This is a genomic window from Streptomyces sp. NPDC107559 (assembly GCF_055657365.1).
In genome coordinates this window covers 385763-407881 of record NZ_JBVKBD010000002.1, presented here as the reverse complement: position 1 = coordinate 407881, position 22119 = coordinate 385763, and the positions used below count along the sequence as shown (strand labels likewise).

The 22119-nt window shown below is 68.4% G+C and carries 11 protein-coding genes; 6 read left to right on the top strand and 5 right to left on the bottom strand.

Annotated features, from left to right (window positions below; translation table 11 throughout):
- The first annotated feature begins 298 nt into the window (after window positions 1–298).
- Genes ACZ7OY_RS08425 through ACZ7OY_RS08400 form a run of 6 tightly spaced genes read left to right on the top strand, consistent with a single transcriptional unit; the run spans window position 299 to window position 13475 of the window.
- Window positions 299–2353, top strand: a complete 2055-nt coding sequence (locus ACZ7OY_RS08425) for a hypothetical protein (RefSeq protein WP_471910673.1) — start codon at window positions 299–301, stop codon at window positions 2351–2353.
- Window positions 2350–3342, top strand: coding sequence for a hypothetical protein (locus tag ACZ7OY_RS08420; RefSeq protein ID WP_471910672.1), 993 nt, complete (start codon window positions 2350–2352; stop codon window positions 3340–3342). The genes ACZ7OY_RS08425 and ACZ7OY_RS08420 overlap by 4 nt, the downstream gene beginning before the upstream one ends.
- Window positions 3339–8804 carry a DEAD/DEAH box helicase gene (locus tag ACZ7OY_RS08415; RefSeq protein WP_471910671.1) on the top strand — a complete coding sequence of 1822 codons (5466 nt, stop codon included), beginning with the start codon at window positions 3339–3341 and terminating at the stop codon, window positions 8802–8804. The genes ACZ7OY_RS08420 and ACZ7OY_RS08415 overlap by 4 nt, the downstream gene beginning before the upstream one ends.
- The gene (locus tag ACZ7OY_RS08410; protein WP_471910670.1) at window positions 8804–10546 is read left to right on the top strand and encodes a hypothetical protein; all 1743 of its coding nucleotides are present in this window, start codon (window positions 8804–8806) and stop codon (window positions 10544–10546) included. Before ACZ7OY_RS08415 ends, ACZ7OY_RS08410 begins: the two co-directional genes overlap by 1 nt.
- Window positions 10543–11718, top strand: coding sequence for a hypothetical protein (locus ACZ7OY_RS08405; RefSeq protein WP_471910669.1), 1176 nt, complete (start codon window positions 10543–10545; stop codon window positions 11716–11718). Before ACZ7OY_RS08410 ends, ACZ7OY_RS08405 begins: the two co-directional genes overlap by 4 nt.
- Entirely contained in the window at window positions 11715–13475 is a 1761-nt protein-coding gene (locus ACZ7OY_RS08400; RefSeq protein WP_471910668.1) for an Hsp70 family protein, read from the top strand. Before ACZ7OY_RS08405 ends, ACZ7OY_RS08400 begins: the two co-directional genes overlap by 4 nt.
- A 383-nt stretch (window positions 13476–13858) precedes the next feature.
- Here ACZ7OY_RS08400 and ACZ7OY_RS08395 read toward each other — a convergent pair whose 3' ends face one another.
- The 5 genes from ACZ7OY_RS08395 to ACZ7OY_RS08375 all read right to left on the bottom strand — a co-directional run bounded on the left by ACZ7OY_RS08395 (window position 13859) and on the right by ACZ7OY_RS08375 (window position 21996).
- A complete protein-coding gene (locus ACZ7OY_RS08395) occupies window positions 13859–16618 on the bottom strand; it encodes an ATP-dependent helicase (RefSeq protein ID WP_471910667.1) in 2760 nt (919 codons plus the stop codon).
- Window positions 16619–17042: 424 nt separating this feature from the next.
- Complete coding sequence (locus tag ACZ7OY_RS08390; RefSeq protein ID WP_471910666.1) at window positions 17043–18407, bottom strand: AAA family ATPase; 1365 nt, start codon at window positions 18405–18407, stop codon at window positions 17043–17045.
- Window positions 18404–19915, bottom strand: coding sequence for a hypothetical protein (locus ACZ7OY_RS08385; protein ID WP_471910665.1), 1512 nt, complete (start codon window positions 19913–19915; stop codon window positions 18404–18406). The genes ACZ7OY_RS08390 and ACZ7OY_RS08385 overlap by 4 nt, the downstream gene beginning before the upstream one ends.
- Window positions 19912–21030 (bottom strand): hypothetical protein, encoded by a 1119-nt coding sequence (locus ACZ7OY_RS08380; RefSeq protein ID WP_471910664.1) that lies wholly within the window; start codon window positions 21028–21030, stop codon window positions 19912–19914. The genes ACZ7OY_RS08385 and ACZ7OY_RS08380 overlap by 4 nt, the downstream gene beginning before the upstream one ends.
- Before the next feature lie 90 nt (window positions 21031–21120).
- Window positions 21121–21996 carry a hypothetical protein gene (locus ACZ7OY_RS08375; protein WP_471910663.1) on the bottom strand — a complete coding sequence of 292 codons (876 nt, stop codon included), beginning with the start codon at window positions 21994–21996 and terminating at the stop codon, window positions 21121–21123.
- Window positions 21997–22119 lie beyond the last annotated feature (123 nt).

The window sequence follows — 22119 nt, the reverse complement described above, 5'->3', positions numbered from 1 at the left end:
CGTTGCAGGGAACCTGCACTTGATGTCCGGCTTTTAGTGCATCGTGCAGGCGCTGTGATGGGTCGCTTGTGAAAACGTGGTGGGGGATGGGTGGACATGCCTTCGCTTGTCGCGCGGCGTTAAGTCGCGATGGGCGGTGACGGCCGAGGGCTGTCGGTCTGAAGGGCCGGCGCGTCAGTAGGCGTTCGGCGGCAGCCCGTTGTCTGCGGCGGACTCGAGTGATGCGTAAGACCGTTCCGTGTCCAGGGGATATCGCGTATCACGCGCAGGGCATCGAAACCTCTTTTGTGGGGACAGAGTGGACCATTCTTATCAGGCGTGGCAGGAAGTACTGGCCGAGGAGTTCTTCGGGCGGCAGCACGCCGGTCACCCGACGCTGTTCTACGTGGACGACGACGTGGAGCAGGAGCTCAGGCACGGATACGGCATGGAGGAACCCCTCGCGCGGTGCGTGGGCAAGTTCCTGCGGCTGGGGACCGCGGAACCGTACGGCGCGCTGGATGACTATCGGTGGCGCAAGCGGCAGCACGACAAGAACGGCGTGCCTGCCTTCCTGCCCCTGCTGGCCTGCTCGGTGATGGCCGCGTCCCGGATGGTGAACGACCGGAACCACCGGGGCACCGCCTACCATGCCCGCTTCTCCGAGCTGATGACCGGCGACGAGAAGCAACTGGGCAGCCACCAGTACGAACCCGTCTCCCGCATGTGGCAGGTGCTGGCTTCCTGGCAGCACCGCCAGAAGGGCGCGCGGGGCCTCTGCACCATTCCGACCCCCGCCGACCTGCCCTCCAACCGCAGCATGATCGGGTTCGCCCAGTCCCAGGCACTCCTCAGCGGTGCGGACCGGTCCTTCATACCGAAGTTCTTCCGGTCGCTGCGGGAACACGGCACGACCTGGCCCCTGCCGGGCGAGACGCTGCTGGCCCAGATCGAGATCCGGGCCATGGAGCAGCACTTCTCCAAGGGCTTCCGCAACGCTCTGCAGGAGGATGAGTTCCGTCCCTTCCTCGCCAAGCTTATCGGCAACTACGCCGCCTCCTGGGACGGTTCGGACGAGCTGGTGCCCACCGGTGTCACCCGGGCCGAACTCCTGGTGCGGCTGGACGCGGGGCGTCTCGGCTGGGTGGCGCGTCTGCGGTCCGCGGAACCGAAGAAGCGCGTCGAGTTCAAGGACGGCGTCGTCCTTGAGCAGCTCGGAGACACCGCCTACTACGAAGTGACGGGCCTGCCCGCCCCGAGCGCGGACACCCTCGCCAGGAGCATCCGCCGCGACGGGGACAACCTGGTGCTCAGCCGCCCCTCCTGCTCCGTCCTGGTGCTCGCACGGGACGACGTGCTCGGCGTCTGGGCCGCCACCGACGGCTTCCGCCCGGGAGAGGCACACGTGGTGCTCGCCGCCCCGACCGCGCAGCGGGATGTGCAGCGGCTGCTGGACAAGGCCGCGACCACGGGCCGCAGCGCCGACACCGGCAAGCTGGCCTGGGTGCCGCGGGGCTGGTCCCTGCACAAGCCCGTCACCTTCGACGACGCGGTCACCCTGCGCCGGGCGCTCCAGGAGGTCCAGGGCGCGGTCGGTCTCCTGCAGCCTCCGGCCCAGTTCAAGCTTCGTCTTGAGGGCGGCCTGAAACTCGCGCCCTCGCTCGATCCCCACCTGTATCTGCGGGGTGGCGAACCCCATGTGGTTCTGCCGAACGCCATGGACGACACGCTGCTGGTCGACGGGAAGGAGCGGCCCGAGCTCAAAGAGGCGATTGCCGCGGGCCGCCCCGTCCCCTTGGCCGTGCTCCGGCTGGAGCCGGGCCGTCACACGGTGAGCTGTGCGGGGGTGGGGATCGACTTCGCCACCGCGGACCAGGCGGTCGTCGAGCCGAAGGTGACCAAGACCTGCGGCTTCACCGTCGTGGACGGCAAGGCCTCGGAGTCGCCCTCCGTCCTCGTCGAGCAGACCTCGTCGACCGGCATCACGGGAGCTGACTGCATGGGTGCCACGGTCCAGGACACGACAGCCGTCATGGAGCTGTGCCGTCGGGACGCGGACGAGGTGCTGTTCGCGTCGGCCGACGGACGGCTGTGGACGTTGGAGGCCCCGGAGCGACCGGACTGGTGGACGGAACGTCTCCCCGATGCTCCCGCTCCGCTCCGCTTCGAGGCCGGCTTCCACGGCGTCGGCGGCTGGCTGCTGGAGCGCCGGAGCGGACGTTGGAAGGGCCGCCCAGTGAACCCCGGAACCCCGAAGCCGAAGAGCGCCGGCAACCTGCGGGCATGGGCCCGTGCCGTCCTGAGCGCCCAGCAGGCGTCCGTCGAGCCCTCGTGGACCGCGTACGTGCAGGCAGCGAAGGAGCTTGACCGATGACGGGACCGAAGAGCAGCAACGAGTTCGGCGGAATCCTCCTGCGCTGGCTGAGCGAGAGCCGCAGCGGCAAGGCGTCCGCACTGCGCGACGGGGTCCGCAGCCAGGCCCAGACACGGGGCCTGGAGCTGAAGGAGTACGCCGACTGGGACTGGATGCGCAGGGTCGCCGCCCTCGGCTTCATCGACGTGGACCTGCGCGCCGACCGCTGGTCGGTGGCCCCGCCGGTGCTGACCAGGCTGCCCCACGCCGACGGCCTGGCGGTGCTGACCGGAGCGCGCACGGCGCAGATCAGTAAGCGCGTCGAGGAGGCGGCACGAGAGTGGATGGAGCTGATCACCGTCCGTAACGCGCCGGAGACCGGTGAGGCCCCGTTGCCCGACACTCTCCTGTTCCAATACGAGGACCCGCTGATCCTGCAGGAAGCCGCGGAGTTCCTTGGGGCCCGCTACGTTCCCTGCGCCGCTCTGCAGTTGATGGAGCTGCTGCCGCAGGCGGCGCCGGGCCCCGAGTCGGCACCGCCCGGTGGAAGCACCGTCAACACGCTGGAGAAGTACGAGCTGCGCCTCCAGCGGTTCGTCCCCGTGGAAAGGGACGACGAGGACGGCCTGTACCGGTGGCGCGGAGCCGACTACGCGCGCTTGACCCGCGTCCGCCGCAACGGTGTCTTCCATACAGTCGAACGCGAGACGGGCGTCTACCTGGAGCTCGCTCGCCACCGCGCCGGCGCGATGCGTTGGCAGCCGGAATCCGGCAAGGGCCGTACCAGCACCGGTCGGCTCCTCGTCGACCGGTACGCGCCCCTGCCCGCGCTGCACGAGCGCGCGGCCGTCCTGTGCAGCGGCTTCCCGCCATCAGTGGGCAAGCAGACGCAGACCCGCGCGTACGACAACGTGCCGAGGGCGCTCGCCGAGGCGATTGCGGCCTCGCTGCAGCAGAACCTGGAGATCGTGCCGCGACCGGTGGCGGCCACCGGCAGGAGGAACAAGTGAGCGTCGAACAGCCGACAGCAGCGGTGACGGACACCCATGTCCAGGACGTCATGGGCACTTTCGACGACTTGCGCAGCGCACTCTTCCGCTACTACGACACCCCCTTCGGCGTCGATGACCGTTCCGTCATGGAGGAACGGCGCAACCTCCTGGACCGGGACAACGGGGCTTGGCGCGACCCGATGATCGAACTGCGCCCGCGGTATGCCTCCCGGGACGTCGGCATCGCGGAGTCCTTCGCCGAAGCGGGGGCGCACCCCGACGCGGCCGAGTTCGCCCGCTTCACGCTTCCCGACGGCGTGACCAGCCTCTACCAGCATCAGCACGACGCCCTGGTCGCCGCCTGCGAGGGCAAGGACTTCGTGGTCACCGCAGGCACCGGTTCCGGCAAGACGGAGTCCTTCCTGCTGCCGGTCCTCGCCGACCTGGTCGCCGAGTCCGTCCGTTGGCAGGGCACTCGTGCTGTACAGCGGGAATGGTGGCAGGGAGACGGCGACTACGTGCCCAGCCGACAGAGCGAGCACGGACACCCCGCCGCCATGCGCGTGCTGATCCTCTACCCCACCAACGCCCTCGCCGACGACCAGTTGGTCCGGCTCCGGAAGTCGCTGGACAGTCGCGAGGCCCACGCATGGCTGGACCGGAAGCGCAACGGACACCGCTTCTACTTCGGCCGCTACACCGGAGCCACCCCCGTCTCCGGCAGCCGCGATTCCGAACCGGCGAACTTCCGTCTCCGGCAGTACCTGAGGGAGGTCCAGGAACGGCAGCGCAAGGCCGACAAGAAGCTCGACGAGGAACTGCGGCCCTTCATCCCGCGCCTCGGCGGAGCGGAGATGCACGCCCGCTGGGACATGCAGGCCGCGCCGCCAGACATCATGGTCACCAACTACTCGATGCTGAACATCATGCTGCTTCGCAAGCAGGAGGAGCACATCTTCAGCACCACGAGGAAGTGGCTGGAGGAGACCCCGGACGCCCGCTTCACCTTGATCCTCGACGAGCTCCACATGTACCGCGGCACGGCTGGCACCGAGGTGGCCTACCTGCTGCGCAACCTCCGCCACCGTCTCGGCCTCGACAAGAGCCCCGAGAAGTTCCGTGTGCTCGCCGCGTCCGCCTCTCTGGAGGCCGGCCGGGACGACGAGTTCCTCGACGGGTTCTTCGCCCTGCCAGGCTCCCGGCGTGTGATCATCCCCGGCAAGGCGAAAGAGATCCACGGCGAGGGAGGACTGGCCGCACACGCCGAACGCCTCGCGCAGGCCGCGAAGGCCCCCGTCACCCAGGACGAAGCCGTAGCCCTGGCCCGGGAGACCGGTCTTGGCCCGGCACTCCAGCGCGCGCTCACTCCAAACGACAAGCCCCGTGCTCTGCCCGCCCCCGCACTGGCGAAGAACCTCTTCCCGGGCGTCCCCGAGAGACAACGCCAGGACGCACTCCACGGCGTGCTGCGCATACTCGGCTCCGCCCAGGACCCCGGACTTCCCCAGCTCCGCGCCCACTTCTTCTTCCGTAACATTGAGGGCATCTGGGCCTGCTCCGACCCGAACTGCCCCGACATTCCCGTGGAGCACAGCCCCGAACGGCGAGTCGGCCGACTCTTCGCCGATCCCACGTCCCGCTGCACCTGCGGCGCCCGCGTGCTGGAACTCCTCTCTTGCCAGGCCTGCGGCGACCTCATGCTCGGCGGGTACGCCAGTCCCAAGGACACCCAGCGGCGCAAGTTCACCGGTGCTCTCCACACCGACTTCCCGGACATGGACCTGCTCCCCGACGAGGCCAGCGGCGCACCCACCGCGGCGAACTACGTCGTGTACTGGCCGCGTACCAAGGGCCTCGGCCTTGACGACCACGGCTGGCACGCGGGCCTGTCCGACGGTGGGCCGCAGGTCGAGTTCGAGTTCCGCCGCAGCGCCTACCAGCCCGCCACCGGCCGCCTGGAGAATCGGGACGTCCAGCACACCGGATGGTCCTTCCACATCTCCGTGCCCCTGGACAAGGAAGGCAAGAAGCCGGCATACGACCCGGCCCGGTTGCAGGCTTTCCCCACCCGCTGCCCCGCCTGCGGCGACGACTGGGAGATCAGATACGACCGGGACGGCCGATTCATCCCGCTGGAATCTCCTGACCGGCTGCGCAACGCGCCGGTCCGGCGGATGCGCACCGGTTTCTACAAGATCAACCAGGTGCTGGTGACCGAAGCCCTTGGCCACCTCCCTGACGGCCAGCGCAAGGCGATCGCCTTCTCCGACAGCCGTGACGACGCCTCCGAGCTCGCCAGCGGCCTTGCCCTCCGCCACCACCAGGACCTTCTCCGCCTGCTCAGTGCCCAGGCCGTCGAGAACCAAGGTGATCCATTCGGAGACCTTCAGCTGGTGAAGGCCCACTATGCCGGGGAGCCCACCGATCGTGCGGGCGCCCGTGCCGCGATGGAACGGCTGCGGGACCGCAGCCCGGCGGACTGGGGGCGCCTGAAGGCGATCCTCGCCGACGACCTCGACGCCGAACCGGAACTTTTGCCCGACCTGGAGCGGAAGTTCTCCGAACTGCCCTCGCTGGACGACCTCGCCTCCGATCTCGAAGGCATGCTGCTGAAGTACGGCACCAACCCTGCCGGTCCCGCGGCCTCGCTCCAGCAGACCTCGGCCGGACAGCCCTGGACCGCGCTCTACAACTGGGAGCGGGACCGGGAAGCGGTGGTGGAGACCCAGGCACAGGAAGAACTGCTCAACCGCGTCCGTTCCCGCCTCCGCCTCGAGACGATCGGAAGCCTCTTCTCCGGCGGCGGCCGTGACTTCGAATCGCTCGGACTCGGCTGGCTCTGCCTGCGCGACGACCGCTTGCCGCTGGAGACCGGCCCGGACAGCGATCAGGCCGTGGCGCGCGCCAGTCTGCGGATTCTCGGCCTGATGCGGCGCTTCACCCGGATACGTGCTTCTCTACAGAGGCCACCTGCGCCTCTGAAGCGTTTCTGGAAGCAGGCCGCCGAACGCCAGGGCACTGATTTGCAGACGATCGAGGACCGAGTGCTCGGCGTCTGGAAGGACGCCGTGGTCGACTACGTCATCAAGCCGGAGAAGGTGGCGCTCCGCCCGGGGGAGAACAAGACCTGGACATGTCGTTCCTGTCACCGGCCACACCTTCACCCGGGCACGGGGCTGTGCACCAAGTGCCTGACCCCGCTGCCCGCCGTTCCTCAGCAGTACAGCGGAGTCCTCGAAGGCGACTACTACGCATGGAAGGCCGCCCATCGCACGGGTGACTTCCCCCTGCGCACGGCGGAGCTGACCGGCCAGACGGACCGGTTGGAGGCCCAGCGTCGGCAGAGCCTGTTCCAGGACGTCTTCCTCGGCGACAACGACGTCCCGCAGGCGGACGGTCTGGAACTGCTCTCCGTGACCACGACCATGGAAGCCGGTGTCGACATCGGCCCCCTCAACACCGTGATCATGGCCAACATGCCGCCCACCCGCTTCAACTACCAGCAGCGGGTGGGACGCGCGGGCCGCCGCAACAGTCCGGTCGCCGTGGCCCTCACCGTCTGCCGCGGCCGCAGTCACGACGAGCACTACTTCGCCCGCCCGGAAGCCATCACCAACGACCCGACTCCGCCGCCCTACCTGGTCCTCGGCATGGTCTCCGTCTTTCGGCGGGTCCTGCTGGGAGAGGTCCTGCGCCAGGCCTTCGCGCCCCTGCAGCCGGAGGACCGCCGGAAGGGGCCGGACATGACGACCAACGTCCACGGACAGTTCGGCCTCGCCGGCGACTGGCCGACGTACCGGGGTGCCGTCCGCCGCTGGATAGCCGAGCGCCCGGACCGCGTCAGAGCCACTGCCGCCGCCCTCCGGGCCGGAACACCGGAAAGCATCGCCGCCATCGAGCCGGTGGCCGCCATCGAGGAACTCCTCGGTCAGGTCGACGAGGTGGCAGCCAAGACGGTCGGCCACTCCGACCTCAGCCAGCGTCTGGCAGAGGCGGGTCTACTGCCCATGTTCGGCTTCCCGACCCGTTCCCGCCTCCTCTACCGGAGCATCCCGCAGAAGACCTTCCCTTGGCCGCCGGCAGACTCCGTCAACCGCGACCTGGCCGTCGCTCTCAGCAAGTTCGCACCGGGCAGTGAAACCCCGCAGGACGGTCGTCTGCTGCGCTCCAGGGGAGTGGTCTCCCTCGTCCCGAGCGGTCGCGGAGTACAAGCCGCCGAAGACCCGTTCGGACCTGAACAGTTGGTCGCCATGTGCCGGATCTGCTCCCATGTGGACCCGCAGGCCGTCGTCGACCCGGAAACCGGGAGCGCGGGCACCTGCCCCGCCTGCGGCGCGGAGAGCAAGTACTACAGGGCCGTCCCCTTCCGGGAGCCCGCAGGCTTCCGGGCCGCCCACGAAGTACGGGACTACGACGGCTACCGGGAGTTCGGCTCCAACGCCACCAGCGCACGGACCGCCACCGACCTGGAGAAGACCGCCCCGCGCATCCACCGTGCCGCCGACGACTGGATGGTCGTCCACACCGGCAGCGGAGACCGCTACATCGTCAACACCAATGCCGGAAAGCTCTTCCGGTTCGCCAAGAACACCGGCCCGTGGCGCGGATACGTCGCTCTGGACCACCCCAAGGCGGAAGCTGACCTGGAGATCGCCCTCGGCGCCACCCAGCACACCGACATGCTCTTCATCGGGGCCAAAGACGCCCTCGACACGAGCCGGGGCCTCCGCTTCGACATTTCGAAGTCCCAGCAGATCGACCGCTTCCCCGAGGCCTACCACGGTCGACGGGCCGCCTGGTACTCGCTGGCGGCCTTGCTGCGCCGTGCCGCCGCCCCGCACCTGGATGTGCAGCCGGAGGAACTCCTCAGCGGCATCCACGGCTCGGACGCTCCGGTGGCTGCTCCCGTTATGGCCTACCTGGCGGACAGCCTCGACAACGGCGCGGGCTTCAGCACCTATCTCGGTTCGGAGGAACACATCGAGGAGTTCCTCCGGGCGGTCGACCGGTACGTGCACGACCTGGAAGCCGACCATCATGCGCAGAACTGCCGCAGCTCCTGCTACGCCTGCCTGCGCGACTACTCCAATATGCGCCTCCACCCGTTGTACGACTGGCGGCTCGCCCGCGACCTGACCGACGCCCTGCGCGGCCGGAAACTGCAGATCGACCCGAACGAGCACGCCGTTCTGCTGAAGGGATGGGCGGACGAGGAGCCCAACGTCAGCCTGAAGGAAACCGCTGCTGGACCGGTGGCGCTCTTCACCTCGGACTTCACCGGCGAGCCCGTCGCGGTCGCCGTCAAGCATCCGCTGGAGTCCGCCGCCGAGGAGTGCGGGAACGAACGGCTCCAGGTACTTCGTAACGAGGTCCGTGCCGATGGCCTCGCCGAGAGGATCGCCTTCGCCGACTCCTACAGCCTGGACCGGACCCCTGCTGCGGTAATCGAGCAGGTGCGCATTTTCGCGGAGGAGTTCTGATGACGGCCGGAATCCCGCTGGAAGCGGGCCACGACGAGCAGGCCCGGCTGGAGGAGCTGCGACAGCGCGAGATCGCCCGCCGCCTCGCCCTCCGCCAGGCCCGCGCCCAGGGCCGGACCGTCGGGAAAGCTCCGCAGGGCGCGGAAGCCCCCGGCAGCCCTGCTCCAGTCGTTCCGCGGCAGAAGCAACCGGAGCCGGAACCGGCCGTGCCCCAGCCGGTCCCCGAAGGATTCGCCGACCGGGAGGCCTGGGAGCGCGCCCGCTCATTCGCCGAAATCATGCTGCCCAACACGCTGAAGGCGGAGACCGGGACGCTTTCCGCGCAGAAGCTGGCGCGGGCCGCGGCCGATGCGGCGTCCCGGCAGGATGATCCGGTCTCGGGCGTCTCCCTGCTCGTCATGGCACAAGACCACGGGCTGGACGTCTTCAACGGCCGGCTCGACGACCGCGCCCGCGCCCTGCTGGAGGACAAGCCGCTGCCACTCCTGGGGGAGCCGGGCAGCATGTGGCAGATTTACCAGGACGACCGTCGCCTGGCGGAGACCAACCTGCCGGCCCCTCGGCAGAGGGCGCTCCTGGCGAAGCTTCCCCGGCCGCTTCTCGACGACTGCATCGACGAGGAGTGGATCGGCGCGGTCCCCGAGCGCGACGGCACCTCCCGCGCCGCCTACTTCCGCGCCCGCCTGGACCCGGCGTCCCTCACCGACGAAGAGATGGACCTGCTGGCCTGGCCCCTGGAACGGGAACGCCGAGAGGCCGGCCCGGGAACGGACCCCGGCCATGGCTGGCCGCAGGATTGGCGCCTGCTGGTGAGACTGCAGGCCAACGAGGCCAAGGCCATCGCGGATGAGTGGACCGAGCTCCTTCCGCCGACACAGAAGCTCCTTGACGCCTTGCGCGAGGTGCGGCGGACCGGGGAAGTCCCGGACGGCCTCGTCGCCGACGAGCGGCTGTGGGTCCTCCTGGAGAGGGTCCACCCCCATGTGCACAGCGCGAGCAACAAGAAGTTCAACGGCTGGATCGGCGTACGGACCCTGATCAGAGCCGTGCGGCAGATGCACCGTGCCCTCCTCCGCGGGGACGACGAGACGGCGGAGCAGAGGAGGAAAGCGGCGCTCACCATGGCCGCAAGGCTCCGGCATCACTCGCAGCCAGTGCGCTGGGAGGCCCAGAACATTCAGGCTTACCTGCGCGCCGGCCAGGAGATGACGGAGTCGCTCAGACTCTTGGAACAGGACGCTGAAGGCCGTCCCCCGGTGCGGGAGCAGCTCGGCGGAGGTGCCGTAGCCGTGCTGCGGAAGAATCGGGACTTCCTGGAAAACCGTCCCCCCGGGGAACGCGACCAGCCACTCAATCCGTGTCTGGTGCTCGGCGTGCCTGACGGGGCGGACGACTGGAAGAAGGCCTGGCGAGCCCTGAGGAAGGAACTCGACGACAGCGGCCGCGTCCGGATCAACCGCGCTAAGGACATGATCGAGAAGGCCGAGCGGGAGCAGCAGGAAGTACGCTCGTTCGCCGTCCCGCTCGCCGCGCACCGCTGGAAGGACCCCACCGGCACGAGCCACCGGCTGGAACTTCCGCCCGAACCTCTGCAGAGGCTCACCGAGCCGCCCACCGACAGCGACCGCGAGTGGTCTCGTACCGAGGCGGCCCGAGAAATAATCACCAGGGCGACAGAACGCCTTTCCCCGGCTGCTGAAGATACTGCAGCCCTTGAAGATCCAGGGAGCAGCACATCGTGAGTAAAAGTCGTAGGGCGCGCGAAGCCCGGCAAAAGCGAGCATCTTTTGCAGGGCGGGAACAGAATTTCGGTAACGGTGAACCCAAAGCAGCCGATATGCAACCTTGGAAGTTTGCCGCTAGTGACATCCCTAAGATTTCCGCGGGGGCCCTGGACGCGCCGGCGATCCTCAAGTCCATCAACGAAGCACTCCTGCCGGCGGTGGAAGAGGAACTGGAGCGCGTAGCTGAGACCTTGGGTGTCCTTATTGAAGGCAAGGGGGCAGAGGGTGACCCTGTCGGTGTCATCCGGGCTGAGTTGATGAGACGTGTCCTTCCTCAAATTTCCGATGCTGTGCGGAGCGGCGTGATGGAGGGAATGAGGACCCGTCAAATGCACTTGGCCCAGTTGGCTACTATTCATCGCCAGACTCTGGAGTCTAAGAGCCTGAGGGTCGTATTGGCGCGGATCGACCATGAGTTGTCGCGGGCCGGCTTGGAAATTGTCCGGAAGGCCGGTGATCATTCACAGTTCAATGTGGTGGAAGATCCACCTGGGGCGATGAGCTGCGGACCGGTTGCATATGAAGTTGCAGCGCCGGCTTATGTCGACAGGGAATCTGGGAAGCTTGTCGAGCGCGGATGGCTCAGAGCCGTTCCCAAGAACTCGCTGCCTATGTCCGTAGCGGAAAAGATGAAGCCAGGGCAGAAGCGTAGGGCCACACATGCGGAGACGGGGGAAAAACGGAAGAAGGACCTCAATGTGAGTCCTGGTGATTCTCTGCACAAGAAGAACGCTCATCGGGGTCAGGCGCCTGATGTTCAACAGGATCCCAGGGATTCGTCAGTCAGGGAGATCGGTAAACTTGACCGAGGTGCGGACGGTGGCGGGAATTTTGAAGAAAGTCAGGTTGCGGAAACCGCCAGCGCGAGTCATCGCTCGCAAGTGAAGAAAGCAGTGGATTCGTCTCGGCAGCGGCCTAGGGGTAAGCAGTCAGAGCCGCGTATTATGTCTCCCCGCTCTGAGGAAAGCAGCGATCGGCAAGTTCCCGAGGAGGGATCGCGTGGCGGTTCCTGGTCTCCAACTGGTTCGGAGGGTATGACAACCGGTGGCCGTGAGCAGAAGAAGATGAGTTATCGACAGTCGTTGCGCGCTGCGGCTAGCAAGCAGATGAATCAGAGAGGACCACGATGAGTTTCGGTATCGACTTCGGCACGAGTAACTCGGTTGTTGCTCGCTGGAACGGGCACACCACCGAAGTGCTGCCGGTCGACGGCGACAACGTGCCCGCCCAGTGGCGGATGTCGGAGTTCGAGCAGCTCTTCCCCTCCGTGCTGTCCGTCCGCGACCTCCAGCGCACCCTCTGCTTCGGCTGGGAGGCGAAGACCGGTACCAGCGAGCCGCTCGACGCCGTGAAGCGCATGCTCGGCACCCGCTCCGGTGCCGAGAAGGACGGCGATATCGACAGCCTTGAAGTGGCAGCTCAGCTCGAGGAACACCATGTCTGGGTCGGCTCGGAGAAGTTCCACAGCACGGTCGCGGCCGCCTCCCTCTTCAGCCGGATGAAGGAAGGCGTCTCCGCTCAGTTGCTCGACCTCTCCGACGCGGTCGTTACCGTCCCCGCCAATGCCACGGGCGGCGCCCGCTACCGCACCCGTGCCGCGGCAGCGCTCGGCGGAGTGAAGGTCCGGGCCCTGCTCAACGAGCCCACCGCGGCCGCGATCTCGTACGTCCGTGACGTTCCGATCCCCGGCCGTTTCCTCGTCTTCGACTGGGGCGGCGGCACCATCGACGTCACCGTCCTCGAATACGACGACAGCCTCTTCGAGGAACAGACCTCCCGTGGCATCACCGCTCTCGGAGGCCTGGAGTTCGACAACGCACTGGCCAAGCTGATCCAGCAGAAGATCGGCCTGACCGCGGACCAGCTCACCAAGGCCGAACGACGCCGATGGCGCCGGGCGGTCGAACTGACGAAGATCGCCCTGTCCTCCGTGCCGATGGACGGCGCGCTTTTCTTCGACCTCCCGGTCGGCCTCGCCCCCTCGATCTCAAGGCGTGAGGTCAGGATCACCGCGGCCGAGTACACCGAGACGGTTACCCCGCTCATCACCCGCGCCTTGGAGCCGGTCCAGCAGGCACTGGAAGACCTGGCCATCACCGCGGACGACATCGACTCGGTTCTGATGATCGGCGGCACCTCGCAGATCCCCCAGGTGCGTCACGCCCTGGGCGAGCTCCTCGGCCACGACCGCATCGTCGACAGCGGCCTGTGCCGGCCCATGACCGCCGTCGCCCGAGGTGCGGCCATCTACGCGGCCTCCCTCGACGGCGAACTCGGCGATGACAGCGACTTCTCCTTGGTGACCAGCTACGACCTGGGCACGGCTGTGAGCGCGGGCGAGCAGAAGGGCTTCCGCGCCATCATCCGACGCAACGCCACGCTCCCGGCGGAGGGTTCGGCCAACTTCTACCCGGACACGCCGGGCGCTTCCTTCGTGCGCGTGCCGGTGATCGAGGGCGAGGTCGGCTACCCGGCCGACAGCGATCGCGCCTTCCCCCTGGCCAATATCGAGGTGGATCTACCGACCCGTGAGCAGGACATCCGCCGGAACAGGATCGAGATCAAGTTCCGCTACAACGAGAGCGGCATCCTGCGCTTCACCGCTACCCACGTAGCCACCGGCAAGCAACTCGCCGAGCGCGAAATCGATTCCTTCGGTCCCGACGGCACCCCCCTGCAGCACGGCCTCGACGATGAACTGACCCGTCTCCTGGCCCACACCGTCCGTCCGTTCGCTGATGGCTCCTCCAATGTGCGACACCTCTCGGCAGCTGAATCAGCCAACACCCGCCCCGCACCGATCGACATGGCTGTGCGTGTAGTGGAGGCCGATCCGGCCGTAACGGTCAACGGTGAGCCGCAGGGCGTGGTGACGCGGGGACTTTGACCAGTCTCAGGACTCTGGTGGGTAATTCAGAGTGCGTCAGTGGCTCGCTCCAGTGCTGCGGTGCGTAGCGGGGGTCGGTTGGTCCCGTTTATGGCCGCCGTCACTGATGCGCTTGCCAGATTGATGGACCGCTCGGAGTCTGTTGGACTCCAGTCCGTCTGTGAGCCGCGAGCGATTCATCCTCGGCGCGCGTTGGGATCAGCGCCCCAGCGGGAGCGCTGGATCCTCTGTGGGTGCCCAGACCGGTCGACCGTCCCAGTTACCACGCCTAGCGTCTAGGGCAGCGCTGTCTGCCTCGTAGGGACGGAGACGAGTCCCTGACTGCACCCGTTCGGGCATCCTCCTGGCCCTTGCCCTCGCACGGGCCAGGAGGGGAGCAACCGTCAGCTTTCGCGGTCGCGACAGATGCCCGCGAAGTCGCAGCTGGCGCAAGTCGCGCACCAGCTGTCCCGGCGGGACAGCCGGTTGGTGCGCAGCGAATCCGCCGCCTCCGTAACCCGTTTGCCAAGGTCGGTCATGACCTCGGGGTCCACCATCTCGCGGGTGTCACGTCCCGCCTTGTCGAGGTTGAGAACCTCGACGACGTCCGCGTCCTGTCCGGTGAGCTCCCGGTAGCCGAGTACGTACAGGTGCAACTGGTCACGGGTCAGGTCCTCGGCCTGGGCACGTTCGCTGGACTTGAAGTCGACGACCGACGTCTCGTTCGTATCCAGTCGTTTGATCAGGTCGACACGGCCGGTCACTGTGACGCCAGGGACGGGGTGGATTTCGACGGGCTGCTCGGAGTACCGCGTCTGATGCAGGGTCGCACCATGGCGCTCCAGGTATCGCCGGACGGCCGTCTCGGCTGCCGGGCGGAGCTGGTCGGCAGCCGCCTTGTTTGCGAACGGAAGGTTGAGGTGGCGGTCAACGAGGTCCTCCGCCTCCTCGGGGGTGGCGATATCGCCCTCGATGGCACGCTTGTGGATCTCGGCCATGACGTCGTGCAGGGACTTGCCGAAGCCGAGTTCCTTCTGCAGGGGCGAGTCGAAGCCGTAGAGCAGGCGGAGCTTGAAGGAGTACGGGCACTCGAAGAGGTACTTCAGGTCTGAGAAGGACATGACGACGTCGGGGGTGCCGCGCCTGGGAGCCGGCGTCAGCCGGTCACCGGAGGAGGGGACGACCTCGCGGGTTAGGACGGTGTGGACCCCCGTGGCTTCGTTGAAGAAGTCCGAGCGCTTCTTGCCGGTGCGCTTGTCGCTGGGGGCGAAGGCGAGCGCCAGGTACTTCTGGGCGCGGGTGACAGCGACGTAGAAGAGACGCCGCTCGTCCGCCTCGGTGCCCCGGTAGCGGGCCGCGCCGGGGACGAGGTCCTCCTCGACCACGTGAAAGACGCCGAGCCCGCCCCGGCCTGAGGCTGGGAAGGTGTTCTTGCGCAGGGCGGGCAGGAAGACCGCGGGCCACTGCATGCCCTTGGCTTGGTGGACGGTGGCGATGACGACGGCGTTGGGCTGGGCGTAGCCGTTGTCCCCGTCGGACTCCTCGTAATAGTCGGGTGCCTGGTGCTCGACCCACTTGGCGAACGCGTCGAACCGCTGCTGGGGTTCGCTGGTGAGGTGGATGCGCTCGAAGTCCCCGATCGCGGTGGAGAAACAGCCGAGGTTGTAGTAGACGAGTTCGCCCCGCTCGTTCGGGACGCGCTCCTCGCGCAGCTCCACGGCTTCGAGGAACTCGAGGAAGACGCCCTGGAGTGTGGTGGAGTCCCAGGGCTTGGAAGCATCCCACTGCGTGGCGGCGGCAAGTACGGGAAGCCCGGCACGGACGTCGCCCTCCGCGAGCCCGACGCCGGCGTCCACCCACGCATCGACGACGTCCTGCTCGTCGGCCAGCCCCGCGGTGAAGCGGAAACAGGTGACGGCCGCCTGCACCTCCGGGGTCTCGAAGAGCTTGGTCAAGCCCTTGATGACGTACGGGATGCCACGACGGCGCAGCTCTTCGACGAGGGGTCCGGCGTCGGCTTTGACGGAACGGAACAGGACGGCGAAGTCGGACCAGTCGAGTCCGCGTGGCTCACTGCTTTCCCGGTCCTGGAAGGGGACGCCACGCAGCCGCTCCATACGGTCGACTAGCCAGGTGGCCTCGGCCTCGGTGTCCGGGAACTCCAGCGCCAACAGGTCACCGCGCTCGAAGTTCTGGTGGCCCGCGGCCGTCATTGCCTTGTTGAGACGCTCGCCGGGAGGGATTTGCTCGACGACGTGGCGTGCGAGATCGACGATGGCGGAACTGGAGCGGAAGTTTTCGTTCAGGGTGACGCGGTGGACGTCAGGGTAGCGGCCTTCGATCGTGAGGATGTTCTCGACAGCACTGCCGCGCCATTGGTAGATCGTCTGGTCGTCGTCGCCGACCACGCAGAGGTTCGCGCCGTGGCGGGTGAGCCCGCGGATCAGCTGTTCCTGGACTGGGTTGGTGTCCTGGTACTCGTCAACGACGACGTATTTGACGGTCTCCTTGACGTGCCGCTGAAGGTCCAGGACGGACTCGTCACCGTCGTCGTCGTTCAGCCGGACGACGGCGTTGTGGAGGATCGCCGTGTAGTCGAAGTAGGCGCGGTCGCTGAGGAGCTCCGTGTACTTGTCGAGCCCGTCCGCGACATCCGGGCGAAGCCCTTCCAGGTCTACGTCGTCCTCGCGGAGGATCGACATGACCTGCTGGTACAGCTTGGAGTTGACCCAGCGCCGCAGGGGCTTCTCGATGCCTCTGACGACCGCGTTTGTCGTGGTCAGTCCGGAGCGGGTGCTGTACTTGTCGATGATCAGGCGGGTCTGCACGTCGTTGAGGACGTTGTACTTGAATGCCTCGGGGACGTGGCTGTGCAGCAGGTCCAGGGCGTAGCCGTGCATGGTGCCGATGTACATTTCAGCGAGGCCGTGTACCTCGCCGTGGAGTTCACGGATCCTCGTGTGCACACGCTCCTTCAATTCACCGGCGGCCTTCTCTGTGAAGGTGAAGGCGACGATGTTTTTCGGCTGCACATCGGGCCGCCCGATCAGGCCGGCGATCCGCTGCGAGATGACCTCCGTCTTACCGGAACCGGCACAGGCGACGATGAGGAGGTTGTCGTCGTGGGTGTTGATGGCGGTGCGCTGGGCATCCGTGAACGGCATTGTTCCCCCGGAACTGACTGATGCCTCTGTGTATGAGGCCGGTGGTGGGCTGGGTGGTCTCAGACCTTGATGGCTTTGAGGACTTCGTCGCCGTAGTAGTTGACGACCTTGACCGTGATGCGGCCGGACTCGGGTTTGGGGAAGGAACGCGATTTCGTGGTGAAGTAGGGTGGCCAGCGCCTCCTCGTCGATCTGCCCGGGCGCGCGGTACAGGCATTTAGGTTTTGCTGGGGCGGCGACCGGGAGCCTTCTCGCCGGTCGGCTGGCCCCGCTCATCCAGTTCCCGGTGCCAGGTCGGCTCCGCGTATGGCGAATTGATGATCGGGCCCTATGTCACTGCTGCCACGCTCTGGACATCCCCCTCACGCCACACCTGCGCGGACCGTGCATCGTGCCACCGACAATGACCCCATTCGCCCTGTGATCACGTGGCCCTCACTCTGTGCTCCCCTCGCTCCAGATGCCCCATGACCACTTGGTGCGCCCGCCACCCGTCCGGGAACTTCGGTGGTACGTCCAGGTACACGGGACTGCTCCGCGGATGCCGGTCCAGCAGGTCGCGGATGCCGGCGCGGGCCACCACGACGCAGGCGAAGCGGTGCCGGGAGAGCAGGACGCACAGTCGGCCCGTCTCCAGGTGGAAGGCGGAGGCGTCCTGGCGGCCGGAGAGCGGGTGCCAGACCAGGGTGACGTCGAACTCGCGGCCCTGGAGGCGGTTGGCGGTGTCCACGGTGATGTCGGTCAGGGCGCGGGCGGCGAGGCGGGAGCGGACCGCGTCCGCCTGGACGGTGCGTGCCGTGCCGATCGCGATGCGATCCGCGGTCAGGGGCTCCCCGTTGACCAGCGCGCCGCGCTCCAGCAGCCGGGCTGCCGTCGCTGCGAGGGCGTCCGCCACCTCCGGATCCTGGTCCAGGGTGTGGCGGGCGGGGAGTTCCAGGTGGCCCCAGCCGGAGTCGGCGGCCCGGGAGAGGACGTCGTCCAGCGGGCCGGGGCCGTGGGGCAGGCTGGCGTACGAGAGCACGCGCTCCGGTGTCGTCGTGCCGGGGACGAACCGGTAGAAGGGGTAGAAGGCCTGCTCTACCAGGGGCGCCGCCGTCTCCGGCAGTCGCCAGGAGACGGGGAGCTGGTGGCGGAGCAGGTCGGGGTTGTGGGCGAGGGCGACATCGACCGCGTTGCGCAGGGGGTCCCAGGTCAGGCCGTGCCAGCGGTCGGACTCCACGGTGGCGAAGGGGTCGAGCTGGCCGGGGTCGCCGACGAAGAGGACCTGCGAGTCGTCCTGGGCGAACAGCGGGGCCGTCGCCAGGAGCCCGTCCGAGCGCATCTGGTACGCCTCGTCGACGATGGCCCACCGCCACGGCGCGCACTTGTCCGGCGTGACGAACGACCACTTCTTCGCGGTGGACACCACGACGGGCAGGTCGCGCAGGTCCGTCACCTGGCTGCTCCCGGTGACGTTGGGGTGCCGAGTGACACGGGGCGGGAGGATGTGGCCGCCGGCGTGGAGACGGCCGAGCGCCAGGCCGGGATACTTCTGTGCGATGCGGTCTACCAGGTCGTCGACCTGCTCGTTGGTCTGCGCGACGATCATGATCTGGTGGCCTGCGGACGTCAGGTGCCCGGTGGCCTTCACCACCAGCGTGGACTTCCCGGCTCCGGGCGGCGAGTCCACCACGACGCCCCGGCCGGGCGCGGTGTCGAGGCTGGTCAGGATTTCCCCGACCGCCCGGTCCGCGCGCTCGCCGGGGGTGAGGGCTTCGGGCTCCCCGATGTCGGGAAGGAGGGCGGTCACTCCCAGGTCTCCTCTGCGTCCTCGTCGGTGGGCTCGTACGGCTGCGGCGGACCGCCGTGGGTCCATGGGGTGTTCGCCTCGTCGGGCAGGGCGGACGGCATGGCCGTGGGGTTGAGCGTGGTGTACGTCAGCTCCTCGCCGGTCTCCGCGAGGGTGCCGGGCGGTGCCGGCGGTGTGCGCTTCCTCGCGAAGCCGCCCTTGAGCTGGAGCACCACGGTGTGGCCGTCGTCGTCCTTCTGACCGACTTCGAGGATGCGGGCCTCCTGGCCGGGCCGGGCGGGGGACTTCACCTCCGTGCCGACCGCGAGGGCGACGCGGGTGTCGGTACGGAGGACGATCGTCGGACGCCACACCTGGGAGCCGGGACGGTCGCCGGGGACGAAGCGGTCCTCGTCCCTGGCCATGACCGTGCCCGTGAACGCCTCGCCGGTCAGTTCGTACTCCGCCATCACCAGCGGGTCGTCGTACGCGCGCTGCGCCTCGTAGCGGGTGACCGCGTCCTCCAGCCGAGCCAGGCGGCGGGCGGCTCGGACGGCCTGGTCGCGGCGGGCCTGCGGGTGGCCGTCGGCGTCCAGGTACTCGGCGTACTCGGAGAACCAGCGCCGGTCGAGGGCCCGGCGGCCGGGGACGTGGGCGCCCTCCGGCAGCTCGCGGAGCAGCTCCACGCCGCGCCACATCAGCCGCCAGGTGGGCAGCATCTGGCCGTTCAGCTCACGGTCGATCTGGCGGCCGACCGCCTCGTATCCGCGGTCGTCGGACGCCTCGTCGTAGCGCGTCATCAACTCGTGCAGGGTCCGGTCGAAGACCGGGTCGGTGGACGGACCGGCCGGCGGCCACACGGCGGGGTCCTCCGCCTCCCGTGCCGCCCGCGCGCCGTCGTCGTCCTCCGGCGGATCGATCCAGGCGAGCAGGGACGCGAGGTGGGAGTCCTCGGAAGAACTCTGGCCCGTGGCCCAGTTGGCGGCGAGCAGCCGGGTCATCGCGAGCAGCACACCGGAATCCGGGAACTCGGCCAGGTCCGCGAACCAGGTCAGCCACTTGCCGAGGGCCGGCACGGACGGGCCGACCGCGTACGGTCCCTCGGTGGCGCGCAGTCTGGTCAGCCGGCCGAGCAGGCGCACGTACGCGATGCCCTCGCCGTTCGGGACAAGGAGCTGTGGGGCCCGCTGGAAGCGCAGGCGTTCCTCCTTCTCCTTACCGCGGCCGACGGTGTAGGGCTCGGTCTCCGTCCGGCACCCGTCGACGTACGCGAGGAGGAGGGCGGCGAGGCGCTCGGCGAACCGGAAGCGTTCGGCGCGGTTGCGCGGCTGGCGGACGGTCAGGAGGGTCGGGTGCTCGGGGTCTGTACCCGCGAGCGCGGCCAGGGGCGCGCACGCCTCGCCGGCGAGGGTGAGCGGCACCAGGACGAACGGCTTCTCGTCCAGGTGCTGGTGGCGGACGGTCGTCAGCGGTTCGGCACGGCCGGTGCGGGACGCCGTGAGCGCCGCGACGGTGGACAGGACGCTCATGCGGCCCCCCGGCGGAGTCGGCGCAGCCGGGCGGCGGCGCGCAGCAGGTCGGCGGCTTCCGTCTCGGCCTCTCCCGGCGCGGCGACGCCGTCCAGGTAGTCGAGCGCGGTGCGGGTGGAGTCGATGCCCGGCAGGTCGTTGCGCACGCCGCTGCCCAGGCGGGCCGGCGAGGCGCATCCGTCGGCCTCGTCGCGGCAGTAGCGGGCCATCTCGCAGAAGGACAGGCAGGAGGGTGTGTACGACGCGTCCAACGCCTCTATGGAGGAGGAGAGTTCGTCCGTGCTTCGGGTCGTGTCCAAGGTCGCCGTCTCGGGGAGCTGGGCCGCAAGGTCCTCGGCGCGCCGCAGCCGCGAGAGCTGGAACTGGAGGGCGTCGAGTTCCTGCCGGAGGTCGATCAGGCGGCCGTAGGGCCGGTTGGAGAAGTCTTTGGGGCAGACGAGCAGGAACTCGTGGGAGATCTGCTCGGTGGGCAGGCCGGCGGTCCCGAAGGCCCGGTGCAGGGCGAGGACGTACACCGCGGCCTGCTTGGCCGCCTCGGCGACGGCGGTCGGATTGGCCTGGCCGTCGATCGCCGCGAACGAGCGGATCAGGACGACGTGGAACTTCCCCCCGATGCGGTGGGTGAGCGCGTCCGGCTCCAAGTACGCCGTCTGACCGGCGACTTCGAGGGTGAGCACGGGACGGTCGAGGATGAGTCGTACGTCCTGGCCGGAGGCCACGTGCGCGAGGAGGCGGCGGGTCTCCCGCTCGCGCAGGTGCAGGGCCGTGTTACCCCCTACCTCGTTGAGGTCGGTGACATGGGCCTCCGCCACTGGGACGGAGAGCTGCTCGCGCAGCAGCCGGATGAGCTCGGCGTAGCTGCCCCACTTCACGAGGCTGTGGAACGCCTGTTCGCGAGCGAGGGCGAAGGGGGACTGGCCGAAGCGCGGCTCGTATCCGACCTGCTGGGCGAGCAGTGCCTTGTCCACACCGGCGGCGTCGAGGACGGCGCGGCGGGCGCAGGCGGGATTGGCGGTCAGGGCGGTGATCTTGCGAGCGGTGTACGGCTGAGGGGGCTGCGGTCCACGCAGCCGTGCGAGTCGGTCGTCGGGAGGTTCGGACTGCTGCGAGGGCATCGTCTCTGTTTCGGGAACGTCTTCGGGAACGTCTTCAGGAGCTCACCGGCGTGCGAGGCGTCTGACGTCATCCCTGTCGGGAAGGGGGCGTCAGGGCAGGGTCCCACTCGCGTCGCGCAGGGCGTCACGCATCGGTGCCGCACCGAACAGCTGCTGTATGTCGGCGAGTTGGGTACGGGCGCGCTGCGCGGCCGCTTGCCGCTGCTGGTCGTCCTCCTGCTGGTGGACGGCCGCTTCGGCGTGGGCGGCCGCGATCACGCGGGCGAGGTCGGGTTCCGGGGCCGCAGCGTCGTAGGCGCCCGGGATCGTGAGGGCGAAACGGCGCAGCAGCCGCCAGGCCGCGTCGGGGGTTGGATGCCCCGCGGTGGTGAGTCGCTGGATCTGCTCGGCGGTTCCCACCGCATGGGTGAGGAAGTCGGCGCGCGGGCTGAGCGGGCCGATGATCCGCCGCTCCACGGGCCAGGTGGACAAGGTCAGGAGTCCGCGTGCGGGGACCAGGCGGTCGTGGGTCAGTGCTGCGCAGATGTAGTACGGGCGGGCATAGCCCTGTGCCGTGAAGGAACGCTCCTCGTCGCGGCGGAGGGACGCGAGTTTGGTGGCGACCAGCGACTCGGTGAAGAACGCCTCGTACGTGGACGAGATGAGCTTCGGGGAGGCAGGGGCGCCCAGCAGGGTGAGTGCCTGGTGGACCTGTTCGCGGATCGGGATGGAGCCGTGCGCCGGACGCTCCGTCCGGCGTGGTGCGCCTGTGGTTGCCGACGCCTGCGGGGCCGGGGGTTTGGCCGGGAGTGCCTCGCCGTCCGGTTCCGCCTCGGTCTCGAGGGCGTGCTCCCAGGCGGCCTCGGCCTCGCGCAGCGCGCGACGGATGCGCGCGGTTTCGGCCTTGTTCCGTGCGCGCACGGCGCCGCGCAGCTCGGTGCGCAGGTGGGACAGGCGCTGCTCGAGTTCCTCCAGTGATGCCGCCATGCAGGGCAGCCTAGCGCAGCAACCAACCTATGCCAAGAACTTCCAATGAATTCCAAGATTACCTGCTACGGTCGAATGCGGCGGCGCACCCGGCCGGACCGAAGGGTGCCGTTTGTTCCGAGA

What these genes read in the sequence shown, in the direction of transcription:
- ACZ7OY_RS08420 (WP_471910672.1), top strand. Translation starts at nt 2,350, where the DNA reads ATGACGGGACCGAAGAGCAGCAACGAGTTCGGCGGAATCCTCCTGCGC.
- ACZ7OY_RS08410 (WP_471910670.1), top strand. Translation starts at nt 8,804, where the DNA reads ATGACGGCCGGAATCCCGCTGGAAGCGGGCCACGACGAGCAGGCCCGG.
- ACZ7OY_RS08400 (WP_471910668.1), top strand. Translation starts at nt 11,715, where the DNA reads ATGAGTTTCGGTATCGACTTCGGCACGAGTAACTCGGTTGTTGCTCGC.
- ACZ7OY_RS08395 (WP_471910667.1), bottom strand. Translation starts at nt 16,618, where the DNA reads ATGCCGTTCACGGATGCCCAGCGCACCGCCATCAACACCCACGACGAC.
- ACZ7OY_RS08385 (WP_471910665.1), bottom strand. Translation starts at nt 19,915, where the DNA reads ATGAGCGTCCTGTCCACCGTCGCGGCGCTCACGGCGTCCCGCACCGGC.
- ACZ7OY_RS08380 (WP_471910664.1), bottom strand. Translation starts at nt 21,030, where the DNA reads ATGCCCTCGCAGCAGTCCGAACCTCCCGACGACCGACTCGCACGGCTG.
- ACZ7OY_RS08375 (WP_471910663.1), bottom strand. Translation starts at nt 21,996, where the DNA reads ATGGCGGCATCACTGGAGGAACTCGAGCAGCGCCTGTCCCACCTGCGC.